The organism is Hominimerdicola aceti (genome assembly GCF_025567495.1).
GTDB lineage: Bacteria > Bacillota > Clostridia > Oscillospirales > Ruminococcaceae > Hominimerdicola > Hominimerdicola aceti.
Map to the genome: position 1 here is coordinate 25,807 of NZ_JAOQJZ010000003.1, position 18,117 is coordinate 43,923.

The 18,117-nt window shown below is 44.2% G+C and carries 18 protein-coding genes; 10 read left to right on the forward strand and 8 right to left on the reverse strand.

Annotated features, from left to right (window positions below; all coding sequences use genetic code 11):
• Nucleotides 1-150 precede the first annotated feature (150 nt).
• From OCV57_RS03740 to OCV57_RS03760, 5 genes are all read left to right on the forward strand, one after another.
• A complete protein-coding gene (locus OCV57_RS03740; RefSeq protein ID WP_267300475.1) occupies nucleotides 151-711 on the forward strand; it encodes an RNA polymerase sigma factor in 561 nt (186 codons plus the stop codon).
• Nucleotides 704-1,507 carry a hypothetical protein gene (locus OCV57_RS03745; RefSeq protein WP_267300476.1) on the forward strand — a complete coding sequence of 268 codons (804 nt, stop codon included), beginning with the start codon at nucleotides 704-706 and terminating at the stop codon, nucleotides 1,505-1,507. The genes OCV57_RS03740 and OCV57_RS03745 overlap by 8 nt, the downstream gene beginning before the upstream one ends.
• Before the next feature lie 51 nt (nucleotides 1,508-1,558).
• Nucleotides 1,559-3,181, forward strand: coding sequence for a vWA domain-containing protein (locus OCV57_RS03750; RefSeq protein WP_267300477.1), 1,623 nt, complete (start codon nucleotides 1,559-1,561; stop codon nucleotides 3,179-3,181).
• A 153-nt stretch (nucleotides 3,182-3,334) separates the two neighbouring features.
• Nucleotides 3,335-3,790 (forward strand): LytTR family DNA-binding domain-containing protein, encoded by a 456-nt coding sequence (locus tag OCV57_RS03755; protein ID WP_267300478.1) that lies wholly within the window; start codon nucleotides 3,335-3,337, stop codon nucleotides 3,788-3,790.
• Nucleotides 3,787-4,491, forward strand: a complete 705-nt coding sequence (locus OCV57_RS03760; RefSeq protein ID WP_022286551.1) for a LiaF transmembrane domain-containing protein — start codon at nucleotides 3,787-3,789, stop codon at nucleotides 4,489-4,491. The genes OCV57_RS03755 and OCV57_RS03760 overlap by 4 nt, the downstream gene beginning before the upstream one ends.
• A 65-nt stretch (nucleotides 4,492-4,556) precedes the next feature.
• Here OCV57_RS03760 and OCV57_RS03765 read toward each other — a convergent pair whose 3' ends face one another.
• The 3 genes from OCV57_RS03765 to OCV57_RS03775 all read right to left on the reverse strand — a co-directional run bounded on the left by OCV57_RS03765 (nucleotide 4,557) and on the right by OCV57_RS03775 (nucleotide 7,442).
• On the reverse strand, nucleotides 4,557-5,351 hold the full coding sequence (locus OCV57_RS03765) for an ABC transporter ATP-binding protein (RefSeq protein ID WP_022286550.1): 795 nt from the start codon (nucleotides 5,349-5,351) through the stop codon (nucleotides 4,557-4,559).
• Nucleotides 5,352-5,361: 10 nt separating this feature from the next.
• On the reverse strand, nucleotides 5,362-6,333 hold the full coding sequence (locus OCV57_RS03770) for an ABC transporter permease (protein WP_022286549.1): 972 nt from the start codon (nucleotides 6,331-6,333) through the stop codon (nucleotides 5,362-5,364).
• A gap of 86 nt (nucleotides 6,334-6,419) precedes the next feature.
• Entirely contained in the window at nucleotides 6,420-7,442 is a 1,023-nt protein-coding gene (locus tag OCV57_RS03775) for an ABC transporter substrate-binding protein (protein ID WP_117863143.1), read from the reverse strand.
• Between the two features lie 218 nt (nucleotides 7,443-7,660).
• On the opposite strand from OCV57_RS03775, the gene OCV57_RS03780 reads away from it, so the two are divergent.
• Nucleotides 7,661-10,051: a CotH kinase family protein gene (locus OCV57_RS03780; RefSeq protein WP_267300484.1), complete on the forward strand. Its 2,391-nt coding sequence runs from the start codon at nucleotides 7,661-7,663 to the stop codon at nucleotides 10,049-10,051.
• A gap of 52 nt (nucleotides 10,052-10,103) precedes the next feature.
• Here the strand turns inward: OCV57_RS03780 and OCV57_RS03785 are convergent, their stop codons facing one another.
• The 3 genes from OCV57_RS03785 to OCV57_RS03795 form a co-directional block, all read right to left on the reverse strand.
• A complete protein-coding gene (locus tag OCV57_RS03785; RefSeq protein ID WP_117924380.1) occupies nucleotides 10,104-11,294 on the reverse strand; it encodes a metallophosphoesterase in 1,191 nt (396 codons plus the stop codon).
• Nucleotides 11,295-11,360: 66 nt separating this feature from the next.
• Nucleotides 11,361-12,467 carry a PP-loop family protein gene (locus OCV57_RS03790; protein WP_267300485.1) on the reverse strand — a complete coding sequence of 369 codons (1,107 nt, stop codon included), beginning with the start codon at nucleotides 12,465-12,467 and terminating at the stop codon, nucleotides 11,361-11,363.
• Nucleotides 12,468-12,582: 115 nt separating this feature from the next.
• Nucleotides 12,583-13,893, reverse strand: coding sequence for an MATE family efflux transporter (locus OCV57_RS03795; RefSeq protein ID WP_267300486.1), 1,311 nt, complete (start codon nucleotides 13,891-13,893; stop codon nucleotides 12,583-12,585).
• Nucleotides 13,894-14,333: 440 nt separating this feature from the next.
• Here OCV57_RS03795 and OCV57_RS03800 point away from each other — a divergent pair, with 440 nt between their 5' ends.
• Nucleotides 14,334-15,260, forward strand: a complete 927-nt coding sequence (locus tag OCV57_RS03800) for a LysR family transcriptional regulator (RefSeq protein WP_022286543.1) — start codon at nucleotides 14,334-14,336, stop codon at nucleotides 15,258-15,260.
• 78 nt (nucleotides 15,261-15,338) lie between these two features.
• Here the strand turns inward: OCV57_RS03800 and OCV57_RS03805 are convergent, their stop codons facing one another.
• A complete protein-coding gene (locus OCV57_RS03805; protein ID WP_022286542.1) occupies nucleotides 15,339-15,821 on the reverse strand; it encodes a metallophosphoesterase family protein in 483 nt (160 codons plus the stop codon).
• Between the two features lie 82 nt (nucleotides 15,822-15,903).
• On the opposite strand from OCV57_RS03805, the gene OCV57_RS03810 reads away from it, so the two are divergent.
• From OCV57_RS03810 to OCV57_RS03820, 3 genes are read left to right on the forward strand one after another with little or no spacing between them, the layout of a single operon-like run.
• Nucleotides 15,904-16,164, forward strand: coding sequence for a hypothetical protein (locus tag OCV57_RS03810; RefSeq protein WP_022286541.1), 261 nt, complete (start codon nucleotides 15,904-15,906; stop codon nucleotides 16,162-16,164).
• 39 nt (nucleotides 16,165-16,203) lie between these two features.
• The gene (locus tag OCV57_RS03815; protein ID WP_243241328.1) at nucleotides 16,204-16,656 is read left to right on the forward strand and encodes a hypothetical protein; all 453 of its coding nucleotides are present in this window, start codon (nucleotides 16,204-16,206) and stop codon (nucleotides 16,654-16,656) included.
• Nucleotides 16,634-16,978, forward strand: a complete 345-nt coding sequence (locus OCV57_RS03820; protein WP_267300487.1) for a hypothetical protein — start codon at nucleotides 16,634-16,636, stop codon at nucleotides 16,976-16,978. The genes OCV57_RS03815 and OCV57_RS03820 overlap by 23 nt, the downstream gene beginning before the upstream one ends.
• Here the strand turns inward: OCV57_RS03820 and fliB are convergent.
• Nucleotides 16,975-18,078 (reverse strand): flagellin lysine-N-methylase, encoded by a 1,104-nt coding sequence (gene fliB / locus OCV57_RS03825; RefSeq protein WP_267300489.1) that lies wholly within the window; start codon nucleotides 18,076-18,078, stop codon nucleotides 16,975-16,977. The two genes, OCV57_RS03820 and fliB, sit on opposite strands and share 4 nt — an antisense overlap.
• Nucleotides 18,079-18,117 lie beyond the last annotated feature (39 nt).

Below are 18,117 nucleotides of genomic sequence, written 5' to 3' on the forward strand. Positions count from 1 at the left end.
AGATATGCTTTAATGTGCTAAAATATCTTATCGGCACAATTGTGTTTGTACATAAGTTTGTTATCAATGCACAAAAAATAAAAGTAAAATTTGTATACTATTTTGCCATAAAATCTCCCGTGCAGAATCGTATATAAGTTATCGAGGGGTGTGAAAGACTTGACCGACACTGAGTTCGATTTCAGGGTGGAGCTGATCCTGAAAAATGACAAAAACGGGCTTAGGGAGATCTATCAATGCTACGGCAAGGTGATATATAACATCATGCTTGACATTGTGAAAAGTCCTCAGGACGCTGAGGACCTGACATCAGATTTTTTCCTAAAGCTATGGGACACCGCAGGTCAGTACCGAAAGGGAACGGGGCATAAGCGATATCTGACTGTAATGGCGAAAAATCTCGCTCTTGACTTTATCAGAAAAAGGCGGCACGAAATGCCGACCCTTGACGATGATGAAGCAGGGCACAAAGAACAGCAGGACAGTATGCGGGTAGACGACGATGTGATCGGAAAGCTCACCTTCGAGGAGGCTTTGAAGCTGCTTTCAGAGGGCGAAAGGGATATCTTGAACATGAGGCTTGGAATGGATATGACATTTCGTGAGATAAGTCGGGCAGTGGGGAAGCCGCTGGGTACTGTCACATGGAAATACCGTCAGGCTGTTTTCAAACTAAAAAAGACCATAAAGGAGGACAGTATCTATGGCTAAGAACATAAAATTTCTTTACAAAAAGCATATTTCTGATACTGCCCCTGACATGGAAAAGCTCTGGGACAGGATAGAGGGACAGCTTGAAAACAAAACGGACAAAGATCAGACACAGATAAAAGTAAGCCGCAGAAATTACAGAAAATTTGCAGCGGCAGCAGCCTCGCTCGTGCTTATTATCGGCGGCGTAAGCCTTTACGCCGATATCCGCTCAGAGTCGGACAGTGTTTCAAAGCATAGCATAGAAACGGCTGACAAGGCTAGGCTTGAAAACAGAGAAGAAAAGACATACGAACAGCTCAGTTTCAGCCACACAGACACAAAGGCTTATGAGGACAGCTACATTCCAAAGGGCGATGATTATTTCACAGAGGACAGCGTTCTGGAAGATACAGACTTCTTTGCAGATGTGACAGTGCTTTCAGCAAGGCTCAACAGCGACAGCGCACATTACACCCTGAGAATAAACAGCCTTGTATCAAAGACAGGAGAAGAAAGCAAAACAAATATCACCATTGAAAGCTCTACCCCTTATATCATGCAGGAAAACAGAGAATATTTCATACCACTGAGGAAAGAAAACGGCACTTATTCTATGGCCTTTGAAAATGCACCTCAGATAGAGATCTCTCTGGACGGGGATATCGTTTTTCAAAACGGCTGGAAAAGTCTTGATGATGATTCGGGTATTCTCAAAGGCTCGCAGAAAAGCAAGAACGATTATTTCTATGACCGAATGAGATATTCCTCGAAAAACGATCTGCAAGACCTGCTTGCTAAGTGGAGGACTATGTAGCTAACAACGCAAGGGCATATCGCCCACGCTATTTTACGGGAGATGACAGCTATGAAAAAGACAACTTCAAACAGTATAAAAAGAAACTTGACCATGACTCTGTCGCTTATGATGACGGCGACAATGCTTGCTTCATGCGGAAGCGGTTATGACGGCTCGGAGAGCAGAAAGAGCGGCAGCTATAACAATGAAAGAACAACTGCGGAAAACTACAGATCCAGCAATGTTACAGCCGGAGATACTGACGGCACGGCGAATATAGGAGGGGGTTACAATACCGAGGAATATAACCATCTGACGGAAAACGGCTATAAGCTCGTTTCAGACGAACCGCTTTCCACCTTTTCCACAGACGTTGACACGGCTTCCTACACAAACGTGAGAAGAATGATAAATGATGGCTGGGAGGTCGACACTGACGCTGTGAGAACAGAGGAGTTCATAAACTATTTCAAGTATGACTATGAAAAGCCTGCGGAGGGTGCGGTGTCTATAAATACCGAGCTTTCCGATTGTCCTTGGAACAGTGAAGCAAAGCTTATGCTGGTGGGGCTTCAGGCAAGGGAAGCAAAGGTCAAGGACGTTCCTACAAACCTTGTTTTCCTCATAGACGTGAGCGGCTCAATGGAGGACGAGGATAAGCTTCCTCTTGTTCAGCAGGCTTTCTCAATGCTTGTTGAAAACCTTGGGGCTGATGACAGAGTTTCTATCGTCACTTATGCAGGCAGCGACAGCGTTGTTCTTGAGGGCGAAAGTGGCGACAACAGCGAGGAGATAGTTTCAGCACTTAACAGCCTGTCAGCAGGCGGCTCGACAGCAGGTGCGGCAGGAATTACCACAGCTTACAAGCTTGCAGAGGAGTATTTCATAGAGGGCGGCAACAACAGAGTTATCCTTGCAACTGACGGCGATCTGAACGTCGGTCTATCAAGTGAAGAAGAGCTTACCGACCTTATATCACAAAAGCGTGACTCAGGGGTATATCTCTCAGTGCTTGGCTTCGGCTCAGGAAACTATAAGGATAACAGGCTTGAAGCCCTTGCTGATAACGGCAACGGAAACTATGCTTATATCGACAGCGTTGACGAAGCAAAAAGAGTGCTTGTAACAGAAATGAGCGGAACTCTTTTCACTGTCGCAAAGGACGCAAAGGTGCAGATAGAGTTTAATCCCGAAAATGTTTCAGCATACAGGCTGGTGGGCTATGAAAACAGACTTCTCAATGACGAGGACTTTGAGGACGATACAAAGGACGCAGGCGATATCGGCTCGGGTCAGCAGGTCACGGTTTTGTATGAGATAGTGCCAAATAACGGCAATGAAAAGTCGCTGAAATATCAGGATAACGAGAGCAAGGCTGAAACCAACGAGCTCAGCGGAGAAATGCTCACAGTTTCAGTGAGGTATAAAGACCCGGAGGCGAGCGAAAGCAAGCTTATAGACAAGTCTGTTATGTGTTCTGACTATACAGAGGCTGTGTCACAGAATTTTGCAAAGGCTTGCTCTGCGGCAGAGTTTGCAATGGTGCTTAGAAACAGCGACTATGCAAGCGGTCTTACCGCTCAGGGCGTTGTGGATTATATGGAACAAAACAATGTTGACAACAGCGAGCTTTTTGAACTCATATACAAATATATGCAAAACGGCACAGGCAGCGAGGCAAGCTACTGGTAAAAAACTAAATTGAGGGGTGTTGCATGGTCAGCACCCCTTTGGACCATAAAATTTACCTCTTGCATAGAAATCTGCACCTGTCAGCCAAAAGAGGTTTACATGAAAAGAAAAATAGATTATAATAAGGCTGTCAGATAAAACGGGGGTGAAAGCGTGAAGGTCAGGATAGAGATAGACGAGAATATGTCTGAGGACGAGATAGTCATAAGGTGCGCCCAGCCCGATGAACGTGTGCTTAAAATGAAAATGGCGGCGGAGTCCACTGAGGGCGATCCTGAGATAGCTTTTTTCAAAGACGCAGTTCAGTTCTATCCTCCCCTTGATTCCATACTGTTTTTTGAAACAGGGGAACATAATCTTAACGCTCATACCTCCGACGACGTTTTTCAAGTGAAAATGAAACTTTTCGAGCTTGAAGAGATACTTCCACGAAAGTTCGTGCGGGTGTCAAAATCAGCAATCGTGAACGTGAAACATATTTATTCTGTTGAGCGAAACATAACCTCTGCAAGCCTTATAAGCTTTGCAGGCACTCACAAACAGCTTTACGCCTCACGAAGCTATTACAAGCTTTTGAAGCTCAGACTTGGAGAAAGGAGATTTCTATGAAAAACAAAAATCTTATATGGGGCTTGTTCTTTATCCTTGCAGGCGTTGCGCTTATCCTTGACCGCACAGGTCTGCTTGGAAGTGTAAGCGTGTGGAGCGTTGTGATCTCACTGCTCCTCGTTCCTGTTATCGTAACAAGCGTCAGACACCTTAACTTCTGGGGAATATTCTTCCCTATGGCTATCATGGCGATACTCTTTGACGAAACTCTCGGTATCGAGAAGTTCACCCCATGGCCTGTTCTCGGTGCGGCACTGCTTCTCAGCGTGGGATTTTCATTCATTTTCCCTTACCGCTACAGGTTTACCCAAAGCAAGTGGACCACCCACACTACCGATAATCCTGCATGGGATAAATCCTCAGACAACGGGGAATATGTGCGTATCGACGCAAAATTTTCAGGCTGCACAAAGTATATAACCTCAAAGGTGTTGAAAAGAGTTGACATAAGCTGCCGTTACAGCGGTATGGAGGTGTACTTTGATTCTGCCGATATGGCAGGAAACGAAGTCGAGCTGAATGTTGATGTGCTTTGCGGCGGAGTGGAGCTTTATATCCCGAAGAACTGGGGCATAAAGGTGGAAGCCGACTGCGTTCTTGGCGGAATAGACCAGCCTAACGGAGCTTATGATGAAAAAGAAAAGATCCTTATCATAAAGGGCAGAGCAAAGATCGCAGGAATAGATATAACATATGTTTAGTCTTATGTGAAAGAACAAAAGTAAAAGCTGCGGAGTTTTCCCTCCGCAGCTTTTTGTATGTCTAATTATTCTTGAAGTATCATCTTGTCTGAAAGTTCGTCCTCGGCGGTGTCGGAATAAAGCTTCATAAGCTTTTCCACCGTCATGTTTGCTCTCTGCTCGCCCTCGATAGTAAGAAGCAGTTTGCCTTGGCTCATTACGATAGTCTTGTTGCCGTATTCAATGGCATTTGAAATGTTGTGTGTTATCATAAGAGTAGTCAGTGCGTTTTCCTTTACTATCTTTTCGGTTATCCTCATGACCTTTTCTGCGGTCTTAGGGTCAAGTGCCGCAGTGTGTTCGTCAAGAAGCAGAAGCTTTGGTGTAACGATAGTCGCCATAAGCAATGTGAGCGCCTGTCGCTGTCCGCCTGAGAGCAAGCCCACAGGCATTTTCATTCTGTCCTCAAGACCAAGGTCAAGTTCTTTGAGCCTTTCTCTGAACACTGAAACGTCCTTTTTCCTGATACCGATAGTCAGCGAACGACGCTTTCCACGACTGTAGGCAAGGCCGAGATTTTCCTCTATGGTCATGTTTGGCGCAGTTCCTCTCAGCGGGTCTTGGAAAAGCCTGCCTATAGTTCTTGCACGTTGATGCTCCTTTAGGTGAGTGATGTTCTTTCCGTCAAGGAATATCTTGCCGGTGTCAGCCTCGTAGCTGCCACTGATAACGTTCATAAGTGTGGATTTTCCCGCACCATTTGAACCTATTACCGTAACGAAATCTCCGTCAGCCACATCAAGGTCTATGTGCTGGAGTGCCTTACGCTCGTTGGCAGTGTTCTTGTTGAAGGTTATGTTTATATTTTCAAGCTTAAGCATTTTAAACCTCCTATTTGTCACTGCATACACGCTTGTATGCCTTTGTGATATACTTCTTGATAGCAGGCAGAGAGATAGCAAGGGCAACTATGCAGGCTGAGAAAAGCTTTGTGTAGTTGCTGTCCATACCGAGATTCATTGCAAAAGCAAGAACAAATCTGTATGCTATCGCACCGAATATCGCCGCAAGTATTCCGCAGAGGATCGAGTGCTTGCTGAAGAATATCTCACCGATAATTATAGAAGCAAGGCCTACCACCAGCATACCTGTACCGCTGTTTGAGTCGCCTGCCGAGGAATACTGAGCGTACATTGCGCCTGAAAGGGATACCAAAGCGTTTGCAATGGCAAAGCCCATTATCTTCATTCTGTCTGAGTTTATTGAAGAAGCCCTAACCATGTATTCGTTGTCGCCTGTGGCTCTAAGTGACATTCCTGCCTGAGTTTTAAGAAACCAGAAAAGCAGAACAGCCGCAATAACAAGCACGATACCTGCCGCCGCAAGCTTGTAATAGTCGCCGAAATATTTCTGTGCCATTGTAAATATAGTATCTTTCTTATAGAGTGAAATATTAGGTCTGTCCATGATTTTCAGGTTTATGGAGTAAAGAGCCGTCATTGTGATTATTCCCGCAAGTATAGGCTGAACGTTGAGTTTTGTGATAAGTATTCCCGTCACGCTTCCTGCGATAGCTCCTGCAACTATTGACAGCAGTATGCCCTTGATAGGGTCGCCGTTGAAAGCCTGCATAACTGATACTGCAACGCCAAGGGTGAAAGTTCCGTCTACCGACAGGTCAGGGATATCAAGTATCCTGAATGAGATGAATATTCCAAGTGCAAGGATAGAAAAAACAAGACCCTTTTCAAATGTTCCCGTAACAACGCTTTCCGTGAGCTGAGTGTTTATTATCACAAGAAGTAAGATCAAAAGCACAGCTTTCGGTATAAGCGAGATAACTGTTTTCTTATTCAGTTTCATATAATTTTCCTTTCAATAAAAAATAGCAGGGAGCGAAAGTCCCGCTCCCTACTATTATACTATGTTTGATTTGATTTTGCAATAGTTTAATCGAAGTAAACTGTCTTTTCTCCGTTTGCAATATCGTCAGGAATAGTGATGCCGATAGCGTCAGCAGTTGTCTTGTTGATATAAGTGCTGAGGTCCTCGTTGAACACCTTTATTGGTATCTCGGACGCTTTCTTTTCGCCGCTGAGTATCTGAGCTGCCATGTTTGCAGTTTCCTTACCAAGGTCGGAATACTCGATACCAACAGTGCCAAGACCGCCGTCCATTACCATTGAGTCAGCGCCAACGAACATTGGAACTTTAGCCTTGTTCATAACTTCTGTTACTGTACCCATAGCGCCTGCAATAGTGTTGTCGTTAGGTGAGAATACAGCGTCGCACTTTGCGGCAAGGTTCTGAGCAGCTTCCTGCACCTCAGATGTGTTTGAAGCAGCGCCTTCGATAACAGTGATACCCTTTCCCTCACAATAAGCCTTTACTTCTTTAAGGGTAGAAACTGAGTTGTCCTCGCCTGTGTTGTAAAGATAACCGAGAGTTTTTATTTCAGGCTTCATTTCAAGCGCAAAGTCAAGTATCTTTGTGATAGCGAGCTTGTCAGATGTGCCTGTGATGTTTGCCCCTGTGCTTTCAAGCGAGTCACAAAGACCTGCACCGATAGGGTCTGTTACTGCGGAGAATACTACTGGTATCTCCTCAGAGTATGGAGCTGCGAGCTGTGCGCATGGTGTTGTGATAGCGATGATGATATCGTCACCGTCAGCTTTGAACTGGTCGAGTATCTGCTGAACAGTTGTTGACTCATTGTTAGCCTGCTGAGCGTCGATAGTGCAGTTTTTGCCGTCAACATAGCCAAGCTCTGCAAGTCTGTCGATAACAGCATCTCTGATAGTGTTGAGAGATGTATGCTCCATTATCTGCACAATGCCTATCTTATAGTGCTTTTCTGATGAGCCGCCTGCCTTTGAATCGTTTGAGGAGTCCTCCTTAACGCCGCATGACGCAAGAGCAGCCACAGCCATTACCGCTGCAGCGGCAAGTGCCAGAACTTTTCTTAACTTCATATATGTACCATTCCTTTCGTATTTACGGGGATTTTACCCTACTACTCTATTAAAGCACAGCCGTAAAAGTTTGTCAAGTAAAAGTTAAAAGGATTGTAGAAATAGTAAAAGCCACAGAGAAAATCCCCATGGATTTTGTGTGTTTTGCAGTTGGTTGACAGAAATGTGAAAAAAGGCTATAATGATATCTGTAATATTGCAGAGCAGGAGGTTTTGTATTGGGACTAAAAAGGGTTTCCATGATAGGGTTTTGTCTTGCGGCGGTGGCAGCGGTGGTAATGCTCGCTGCAGTTATAATAAGACCGCCGAAAATATATATAAGCGAGATATGCCCCTCAAACAGCGAAACATCTAAGAAAACAGCTATGCAGGACAAAAACGGAGAACCAAGCGATTGGATAGAGATATATAATCCTACAAATAAAGATATTTCACTTACGGGATTTTCACTTTCAAAAAATGGCGGTGGAGATCAGCCTTTGGGCGGATATGTCATTAAAGCCAATGACTATATAATAGTATACTGCTCGTCAGCAGGCTTTGAAAATGCTGATTTTCCCCACGCTGATTTCAGCATAGGCAAGGTCAGCGAAGCGGAGATAATATTGAAATATGACTCGTTCCAGTGTGAGAGCATAAAAATGCCTAAGCTTAACAAGGGCGTGAGCTATTCTAAAAATGTCAAGGGTGAAATGTACGTTTCAGAGCCTACACCTCTTACGGCGAATGCAGAGAAAACTATCGGAGATACACCTGTGTTTTCTCAGGCGGCAGGTAGCTATGAAAAGGCTTTTGACCTTGAGATAACCGCAGGAGAGAGTCAGACGGTGTATTATACCACCGACGGCACCGACCCTGCCACGTCGGACACAAGAAAGGTCTATGAAAATGCCCTGAGAATTGACGACAGGTCAGATGATGAAAATGTCCTTTCGGCTTATGACCCTATGAAGATACAGCTTGACTATCGTGACAGCATAAAACTGCCTGACAAAAGCGCAGTTGATAAAGGCACTGTCATAAGAGCCTGTGCAGAGGGTACAAGCGGAAAGTGCGGAAAAACTGTTACTGCCACTTATTTTGTGGACGTTTCAAGTGCAGATCATAACGATCTGCCTATAGTATCCATTACCACCGATCCTGATGGGCTTTTCAACGAAAAAACGGGCATTTACTGCCTTGGGGACGTATACAAAGAATATGACGAAGAAAACCCCGACCACCCTTGGAACGGCTCTATCCCTGCAAACTATAATCAGCGTGGCAGAGAGTGGGAAAAAGAATGTTATGTGGAGTATTTCGACAGCGAGGGCAACAGCCTTATTTCTCAGGATTGCGGCATAAGGATACAAGGCGGCTGGTCTAGGGCGGATTATCAAAAGTCGTTCAGGCTTTATGCTCGAAACGATTACGGCAAAAACTCTTTTGATACAGTTTTCTGGGATAGCTTTACAGATGTAAACGGCGAGGCTATCACCTCCTGCAAGACCTTTGTGCTTAGAAACGGCGGGAATGACGCCAATTATTCAAAATTCAAGGACATGATGATACAAAATATGGTGTCAGGCAGAGGTGTTGAAACTCAGCAGGGAACAGCCTGCGTGCTGTTTATAGACGGTGAATACTGGGGACTTTATACCTTGCAGTCGGATTACAGCGACAGATATTTTGCGGATAGATATAATGTTGCAAAAAGCAACGTTGTCATGTATAAAAATGATGAGCTGAGCGAGGGTGAGGCTGAGGACGAAAAGCTTTTCAATGATATGTATAAGTTTATCACAGAAAACGATATGTCCATTGAGGAGAATTATCGCAAAGCCTGCGCAATGATAGATATGGATAACCTTGTGGAGTATGCCGCCACGGAAATGTATATCTTCAATGACGATTGGCCGCAGAACAACTATGCTTGCTGGCGCACAAGAACCATAGAGCAGAGCAATAGCTATGCAGATGGCAGATGGCGCTTTGTGCTTTTCGATACGGAATCGTCATGCTCGCATTATAACGAGAAGGATATGGAAACAAATATGTTCTCGTATCTTAGAAGCCAAAGCTATACAAAGTTTGGCGGAATACTTTGCAGCCTTATAGATAACGAGGAATTCGATTTGAAACTCACCTCGGCAATGTGTCAGCTTGGAAGCGTGAACTTTACTGCGGAGCGGTTCGGTGAGTATCTCGAATATTATAAGAATATCTATTACGGCGAGCTTGACAATTATTTCGACCGTTTTCCAACATGGGCAAACCTTGCGAAAGCTACAGACCCTATGATAATACGTTGGCAGAATTTTATTGAGGGAAGATATGATAAAGTGCTTGGCTATCTTGAAAGAGAGTTTGACTATTATGAGCGCAGAACAGTGAAGATATCAGCGGATAACGAGCAGGGAAGCGTTTTGATAGGGGGCGTTGAAATAGAAAGTAATTATAGCGGCACATATTTTGACGGCTGTGAGATAAAATTGAACGCACAAGCAAAATCAGGCTGGCATTTTGACCATTGGGAGGGCGTAAAGGGCGATAATACCCAATCGGAGATAAAGGCTAAGGTGAATGGTGATATGAATATCAAAGCCGTTTTTGAAAAAGATATTGTTTAGCATAAAAAAGGTCTGTCACCAAAATCAAGTGACAGACCTTTTACTATATAACTTAACCTGCAAAATCAATATCTACAGAGCATATCTCAGCGTCAGTTCCTACCCTCATGAAAGTGCCGTATACACCAACACCAGAGGTGACAATGGAGTACATGTTATCTTTCTTTATCATGCCACATGGGTTTTCCCAGAAAAGACCTATTGTCAGATTGCCTGGGAAAAGCTGCCCGTCATGTGTGTGACCTGAGAAATCTATGTCTGCACCTGCGTCAGCGGTCTTTTGAAGCTCGTCAGGCTCGTGGGAAAGCACGAATATCGGCTTGGTCTTGTCAAGATCCTTCGTAAGCTCTGATATCTCTGCACGAGTGCCGTCCTCAGTACCGGGCTTGTCAGTGTCACGCCTGCCCACAAGATAAAATTCATCGTTTATCAAAACAGACTCATCATTGATAAGCTTTATGTTACACTCTTTCATAAAGTTTGTCATTTTTTCACTATGAAGCTGTTTTCCGCCCCAGTCAAAGGTAAATCCCATGAGAATTTTTTCATCTATATCGTGGTTGCCGTAGACAGCATAAACGCCGTATTTGCTCTTTATGGACTTGAGCTGTGCCTTTATACCTTCGGGATCGTCCATGCCGTCATAGCTGTTGTCAAAAATATCTCCTGCTATTATAACAATGTCAGCGTCCTGCTGGTTTATTTTCTCAACCATGTTGGTGATGTGATCCACACCGATAGCGTAACCCATGTGCAGGTCAGCCACAAGCACAGCCTTTAAATGCTTGTCACTGCCACATGACTTGTTGACAGTTACGCTGTATTCATTCACCTTGATGTTTCGTGCATTGAAAATGCCGTAAAGACAGGTCGCCACCGCACAAGCCACAACCACCGAACCAATGGAAATAACGCTTCCACGGGAAAAAAGCAGCGTGTTTTTCAGCTTCGTGTGCTTTGCGATAAGTCTTAGCAGGTCAAAAAGCACCACATACAAGAGCGAGTAGAGCATAATGCCTATCCAGTATGTAGAAATTCGCCTTATGACGATAGCAACGGCGGATTTTGGAAGCAGAAAAGCTATAACAGGCGAAAGCGCCATGAAAAGATAGACCACTGCAAAAGGCACTTTGAAACGCAGCCAGTTAAATCTGTGGTTGCAGTGCTTCATCCAGTAGAAAAATCGGAACATCATGTATGATGATACGCCCAGATAAAAGGGCAGAAGAAATAGAAATATCATTATTATGCCACCTTATAGATAAGTGAGGAATGAGAAATTAAGGTATCGCCTGCGGCGATGATTTTTTTATTCCTCTTTGAATCTCTCCAAAAAGCTGTGTCTGCCCTCATCGTCTTTGTATGCAATGACCTGATTGAGCATAACGTTTTCCACACTCTTGAAAATGTTGTATTCCACCTGCTGATTAACGAGCTTTAGCTTTGCAATAAGCTGTTTTATCTCCATACGCTTTGATACTGTCCTGCTGTCAGGTGCGCAGGTGGTGCAGGTGTCGGTGAACTTGCAGGCACATTGTATGAACCGCAGCCCATTATAGTCACGCCACCTTTTTATGTCGTCCTCTCTTACCATATAGAGAGGTCTTATAAGCTGCATACCCTCAAAATTCGTGCTGTTGAGTTTGGGCATCATGGTCTGTATCTGTCCGCCGTAAAGCATTGACATAAGTATAGTTTCGATAACATCATCATAGTGATGTCCAAGTGCGATCTTGTTACAGCCAAGCTCCTGTGCTTTGCTGTATAAATGACCTCTTCTCATTCGTGCGCACAGATAGCATGGATTTTTCTCCACATTGTATACAGAGTCGAAAATATCAGACTCAAACACTGTTATGGGTATTCCAAGCCGCTTTGCGTTGCGCTCGATTATCTCACAGTTTGCAGGGCTGTAGCCCGGATCCATAACAAGATATTTTACCTCGAAAGGGAACTTGCTGTGGCGGTGAAGCATTTGTATGAGCTTCGCCATGAGCATTGAATCCTTGCCGCCCGATATGCACACCGCTATCCTGTCATTAGGCTTTATAAGCTCATATTCGTTCACAGATTGTGTGAATCTGTTCCATATCTCCTTGCGGAATTTCTTTTGTATGCTCCGCTCAGCGTCCTGTGAGATATCCTCTACGACCTCTTTGGAAAGCTTTTCTCTCAGCCAGCCATAGTAGCCACCCTCTAGGTTTTCAGCGTCATAGCCAAGCTCTCGAAGCTTTTCTGCCTCAGTGTCGCTTATAAGTCCGCTTTTACAGCAGATAAGAAGCTTTTTGTCCTTTGGCAGGTCGCTTTTATCAAGCTTTTCGGCAGGGATGTTCACTGCTCCGTCAATGTGACCGTATTCAAAGGAAAGCTCGTCCCTTATATCTATTATCAGCGTGTCGCCGCTTGTGTTTATCATTTGTCAGTTGACCTCCGCAAAATTTATCACTACCCTTTATAATATCACAAAAATCACCGTTTTTCAAGCTTTACGCAAAAATAAAACGGCAAAGCCTGATGCTTTGCCGTTTGTTTTATGTCTTGTGTCTGTTTCTTATATAGAATATTATGGATATTGCCGCTACGATAAATTCCGTGACAGGATAAGCAAGCCATACGCCAGTTAATCCTGCTGCCTTGGACATAATGAAAGCCATTGGCACGATAAGAGCAAAGCCCCTTAATATGGTGATGGTCTGGGCTGGTATGATTTTTTCAGAAGCCGCAAAAAATGCAGATATTATTATATTGAAGCCTGAGAAAAACAATCCGGTGAAGTATATTTTCATGCCGTCCTCTGCCATGCGCTGAAGAGAGTCGATATGCTCGCTGTTGAATATAGCGGCGATAGGCGTTGTGAAAAATGCAATAGCAAGGTAAACCATAAGCGCTATCACCAGCTGTGATATAATAGAATATCTCAGCACTGCTCTAAGACGGTCTTTGTCGCCAATGCCGTGAGCAGCACTGATAAGCGGCTGACCGCCTTGTGCGATACCGGTGAATATGGATACCGCCACAATGGAAGTATTCGCTATCACTGCATAAGCTGCAACGCCTGTGTTGCCTGCAAGACCAAGTATTATTATATTGAACGCAAGCACTACGATGCCTGATGAAAGCTCAGTTATAAGCGACTGCACGCCTATGGACAATATGCCGCCAAAGGTTCTCCCTTCGTGCCTTGCCCTGACGATATGGAAGCTGTTCTTTTTGCGGAATTTGTATATGCTCAGTATGCAAAGGCTTATGACAGGCGAAAGCCCTGTTGCAAGGATAGCTCCGAAAATGCCCATATCCAGCGGGAAAATGAACACATAGTCAAGTATTATGTTTGAAAAGCTTCCTGTAAGCATTGCCGCCATTGAAAGCTTTGGGTTTCCGTCATTTCTTATAAAGCAGTTGAAAGTGTCGTTAAGCACAAAGAACGGTCCGAACATCATAAGCACTTTTAGGTAGGTATTAGTCATGCCCACAACGCTGCCCTTTGCACCAAGAAGCTTTGCAAGTGGCATTGAGAAAAACGCTCCGCCCAAAAAGTATATCGCTCCAAGCAACAGAGCCATAAGCAGTGCACAGGTGAAAACTCTGCTTCCTGCTTCGTCACGTCCCTGACTTTTGTATATTGCAAACTTTGTCGCTCCGCCCATGCCGATCATAAGTCCGGTGCCGTGGATAAGGCTGTATATCGGAATGGCGATATTCAGTGCAGTTACGCCGTCTGCACCCATGCCCTTTGCGACAAAGAACGTGTCCGCAAGGATATAGCACGATACACCTATCATTCCGAGAACGTTCAGAGAAGCGTATCTGGCAAAGTCCCTAAGATGTGAATTTTTCTTCATTTTTACCCTCCGTTTATCCCACAAAAAAACGCCGAACACCGCTGTCTTTTAAAGCCTAACGACAGCAGGTCCGACGCAAAACTTCTACCCGGCGGCAGAAGTAAGCCTTTGTTATTTAAGGCAACACCGCACAAAGCCCGCCTGACGGCTTTGCACGCCATCTGCTTGCAGATTTCCCGTCATATCACACAAAAAATCTGACTACGCATCTGACGCACAATCTTTGTGCGGTATTGCCTTAAACATATAAGATTATAACAGAGTATAAAGGCATTGTCAAGAGGTAAATGACTTTGCTTTATGTTAAATAAATGTTAAAAAACGCTCCTTGTGGTTGACAAGTTTTTAACAAAGCTTTATAATGAAATTGACAGAAAGCATATATAATATTATATGACAGCCTTAAAATTTTATATACCGATAACAAAGAAGGGGAAACTATGAATTTAACTCATCTCAGATATATGGTAGAGGTCGAAAGACTTGGGTCTATCACAAAAGCAGCTTCAGCACTTTATATGGGTCAGCCTAACCTTTCAAAAGCCATAAAGGAAATGGAAAGAGAAGTTGGCATACCGATTTTTAAAAGAAGTGCAAAGGGTGTTGTTGCCACAGAAAAGGGCAAACAGTTCTTGCAGTATGCAAAGGCCATACTTGTGCAAATGGATAAAATGGAGAGCCTTTATAAGGATAATGGTGAAAACGCTGTGAACTTCTCTCTGCTTTTGCCAAGGGCAAGCTATATAACTCACGCTTTCACTTGCTTTGTGAACAAGTTAGGCACGAATGTGGAGCTTGACGCAAAAATAAGGGAAACAAACTCCATGGAAGCCATAAACGCAGTGGTGGAATGCGAATATAACATGGGTATAATCCGTTATCCTGTGGCGTATGAGAGCTTTTTCATGTCTATGATAGAAGAGAAAAATCTGAAATATCATAACGTGTGGGAGTTCGATTATGTACTTATCACAAGCGAAAACAGCCAGCTTGCTAAAGAAAAAGAGATAAACGAAACTGTCCTTGATAAATACATAGAGGTATTGCATGGGGATAATATCGTGCCGAACATCTCAGCGACTTATCAGAAGAAAAACGCTGAGCTTAATAATCACAGCAGGCATATTTACGTCTATGAGAGAGGAAGTCAGTTCGATATCCTTTCGGCTTGTCCAGACTCATTCATGTGGGTAAGTCCTCTGCCAAAGGAGATATTGAAGCGTTATGGCCTGGTGCAAAGAGTTTGTCATAGCTTCAAAAAGACCAATAAGGACGTTCTTATCTATCAGAGCAATTACCGCCTTAGCCATGCGGATCAGATGTTCCTTGATGAGCTTGAAAGGGTAAGAAAAGAGATATCAGAATAATTTTTAGCATAAAAATGCGGGCGAACATGAAAGGTGTTCGTCCGCTTTTTGTTTAACAAGATCTAAGCTCTGAGCATATTATAGGTCAACGTGACTACAGAATATGCCACCGTCCTTTGTAATGTCGATATAGGCATAGCTTGCAGGCTTGCCGTCTCTCGGCTGACCTGCACTGCCGGGGTTTAAAATGTGGATGCCCTCCTCATAGGCATAGTAGCGACAGTGTGTGTGTCCGAAAAGTGCTATCTGTGCGCCTATTTCCTTGGCTTTGTAAAAAAGTCTGTCGGTAGAGTATTTCACGCCCCACTTGTGGCCATGGGTGAAAAATATCTTTATACCGTCATCGGTCATGTATATGTCATTTTCGGGAGTGAGCGAGGCAAAGTCGCAGTTTCCTGATACGTTTACTATCTTTTTGTCAAGATACTGCACTCTCAGGCTGTCAAGGTCACGTTCGCCGTCACCAAGAAAAATAAACAGGTCAGCGTCGCCGTTTCTCTTGAATATTTTGTGCATTGCAGAATAATTTCCATGAGTATCCGAAAAAACGATTATTCTCATAGTTACACCCCTTTACCAGTTATAACAAGCAATATTATAACATAAATATTTATAAATACTATAGAAAAAAGGAGAATTTTTTATGAGCGCAAAAAACAGCTTCAATTCTATGGATCCAAAAGCCATGCAGGCGCTTCTTGCAGTGGCTTCAAGAAAGTTAGGCACTACCCCTGATGTGCTGAAAGGTCAGCTTGAAAGCGGAGTTTATGACAGGGCGCTTCAGGGTATGCCACAAAACGAGGCTATGATGCTTCAAAAGGCTTTGTCAGATCCGAAAACTGCAGAGAAAATATTGTCCTCACCACAGGCAAGGGCGATATTCAAAAAGCTTCAGGGGAAATAGTATTTTACAGGGCAAAAGCTTGAACAGGCGGTGAAATAATTGGACGATCTGATGAACAAAATACAGAATGTGCTTAATGACGAGGAAAGCATGAAGCAGATAAAGGAGCTTGCGGATATGCTCACGGCGGATAACGGCGGACAGGGAGAACAGGGCGGTCAGAGCGAAGCTCCACAAAGCCCCCGGAACATGGACTTTTCTCAGCTTCTCCAAAGCCTAGGCGGCGTTTCTCCTCCTGCGGAAAGCAAGCCTGCGCAAGCGACACAGGCAGGGGGTCTTGATATTGCAAAGCTTATGAAGATACAAAGCATTATGCAATCGGCTTCAAAGCCCGATAAAAATATCCAGCTTCTTCTTGCTCTGCGACCTCTGCTGAAAGAAGAAAATCAGGCGAAAATAGACAGGCTCATAAAAATATTCAAGCTTTTTGCGGTCTATCCCGCACTGAAAGAAAGCGGACTTCTGGGAGGTGATCTGCTTGGCTTATTCTGATGACAATAATTTCACCACCATGCAGGAGGAAGCCATTCGCCGTGTGAGAGAAATGCAAAGGCGTTCACGAAGCATTGTGGGCGCAAGCCCTAATAGCGAGTCTGCACCACCTAATGCAGAGGAAACCCCTCGCACTCAGAATGTTCATAGCCCACAAAAAGCCCCTCAGAGCAGTTCGCTTTTGAGCGGTCTGCTTGGGGGGAATTTAGGCGATATAAAGATAGACGAGGAAAAAGCCCTTATCGGTCTGCTTATTTACATATTATACAAGCAGGGCGCAGACATAAAGCTTCTCCTGGCGCTTGGCTACCTTCTTCTCTAAAGCGTCCATTCAAGAAGTGCAAGCATAGAAGTATCGGAGAAAATATCGGAAAGATAGCTGTCGTCATATATCCTGTCCATGTTGTCACCTGAATATTCTATCTCCTTGCAAAGCTCCTTGACGGTTTCAAAGCGTGCGTGAGCGTCCTGCTCACGACTGAGGTTTATGACCTCTGCGGCAAAAACGAACACTATCATAGCCTTTATTTTTGACAGCAGGTCGAAATCTCTCACAGCTTTAAGAAAATATCTGTATACAAAATACACCGCAAGCTTTTCGTACTCTCCGCTCGTCTGAGCCTTTAAGGGTGCGGAAAACTTTTTCACAAATCGGCTTGCGTCTTTTATCTGCTGTGGGAGAATGTCGCCTATAAAGTCAAGACGTTCAAGATACAAAAGCATATTTTCGGCATTTTCCAAAGGCTTTTCAGGCAAAGCCTTTTTCAAACTCTCCACACGCTCTGCAATTATTTCAGGGTGGGAAAGCTCCTGGGCAATGGCTTTTATCTCCTCTGTATCCTCTTCGTCAAGAGCATATTGTATCTCCGCTGACGCTGAAAGAACGTTCACAAGCCTGTCATGGAGAGAATATTCCCTGTTTTGAAGCAGGTCAATGAAAGCCGTCCGTGCAAAAAGCATGGTTTCAAGAAGCTGGGGATCGAACTCAAGGTCGTCAGGCTCTTCATCTATCTCTTTGGTAAAAAATCTCACGGGCTCATCGTCAGAAAGATACATTCTCACAGCTTCTTCGCAGGCAAGTCCCACACCTGCCTCCTTGTAATCTCCAAACCACTCGTAAAACCTCGGGTGTTCACGGCATATGTCTGAGATGTTATCCTCACCGTAAGCAAGCTGAACAGAGCAAAGCCCCTTTTCGTTGAGCATAGGGCATTTGCCGTCGCAGTGGACAAGATATTTCACGCCCTCGTCTTCCGTAACTGAGTTCACAAACTTCCTGCCTATATCATTGTCAAGCTTTTTGTAAAAGCCGTAGGTGTCCTCGTCTATCTCGATATCCCAATCGGTCATACAGCAGTTGTCAGAACACTGCGAGCCTGTGCAGACAAATTCATCAAATATCTCAGGGTAAAAAAGCTTCATATAAATATCTCCTTATGAGGTGTTGACCTTATTATAATA

Coding starts and splice junctions, on each gene's coding strand:
- OCV57_RS03745 (WP_267300476.1), top strand. CDS start 704: ATGGCTAAGAACATAAAATTTCTTTACAAAAAGCATATTTCTGATACT.
- OCV57_RS03750 (WP_267300477.1), top strand. CDS start 1,559: ATGAAAAAGACAACTTCAAACAGTATAAAAAGAAACTTGACCATGACT.
- OCV57_RS03760 (WP_022286551.1), top strand. CDS start 3,787: ATGAAAAACAAAAATCTTATATGGGGCTTGTTCTTTATCCTTGCAGGC.
- OCV57_RS03765 (WP_022286550.1), bottom strand. CDS start 5,351: ATGCTTAAGCTTGAAAATATAAACATAACCTTCAACAAGAACACTGCC.
- OCV57_RS03770 (WP_022286549.1), bottom strand. CDS start 6,333: ATGAAACTGAATAAGAAAACAGTTATCTCGCTTATACCGAAAGCTGTG.
- OCV57_RS03775 (WP_117863143.1), bottom strand. CDS start 7,442: ATGAAGTTAAGAAAAGTTCTGGCACTTGCCGCTGCAGCGGTAATGGCT.
- OCV57_RS03785 (WP_117924380.1), bottom strand. CDS start 11,294: ATGATATTTCTATTTCTTCTGCCCTTTTATCTGGGCGTATCATCATAC.
- OCV57_RS03790 (WP_267300485.1), bottom strand. CDS start 12,467: ATGATAAACACAAGCGGCGACACGCTGATAATAGATATAAGGGACGAG.
- OCV57_RS03795 (WP_267300486.1), bottom strand. CDS start 13,893: ATGAAGAAAAATTCACATCTTAGGGACTTTGCCAGATACGCTTCTCTG.
- OCV57_RS03800 (WP_022286543.1), top strand. CDS start 14,334: ATGAATTTAACTCATCTCAGATATATGGTAGAGGTCGAAAGACTTGGG.
- OCV57_RS03805 (WP_022286542.1), bottom strand. CDS start 15,821: ATGAGAATAATCGTTTTTTCGGATACTCATGGAAATTATTCTGCAATG.
- OCV57_RS03810 (WP_022286541.1), top strand. CDS start 15,904: ATGAGCGCAAAAAACAGCTTCAATTCTATGGATCCAAAAGCCATGCAG.
- fliB (WP_267300489.1), bottom strand. CDS start 18,078: ATGAAGCTTTTTTACCCTGAGATATTTGATGAATTTGTCTGCACAGGC.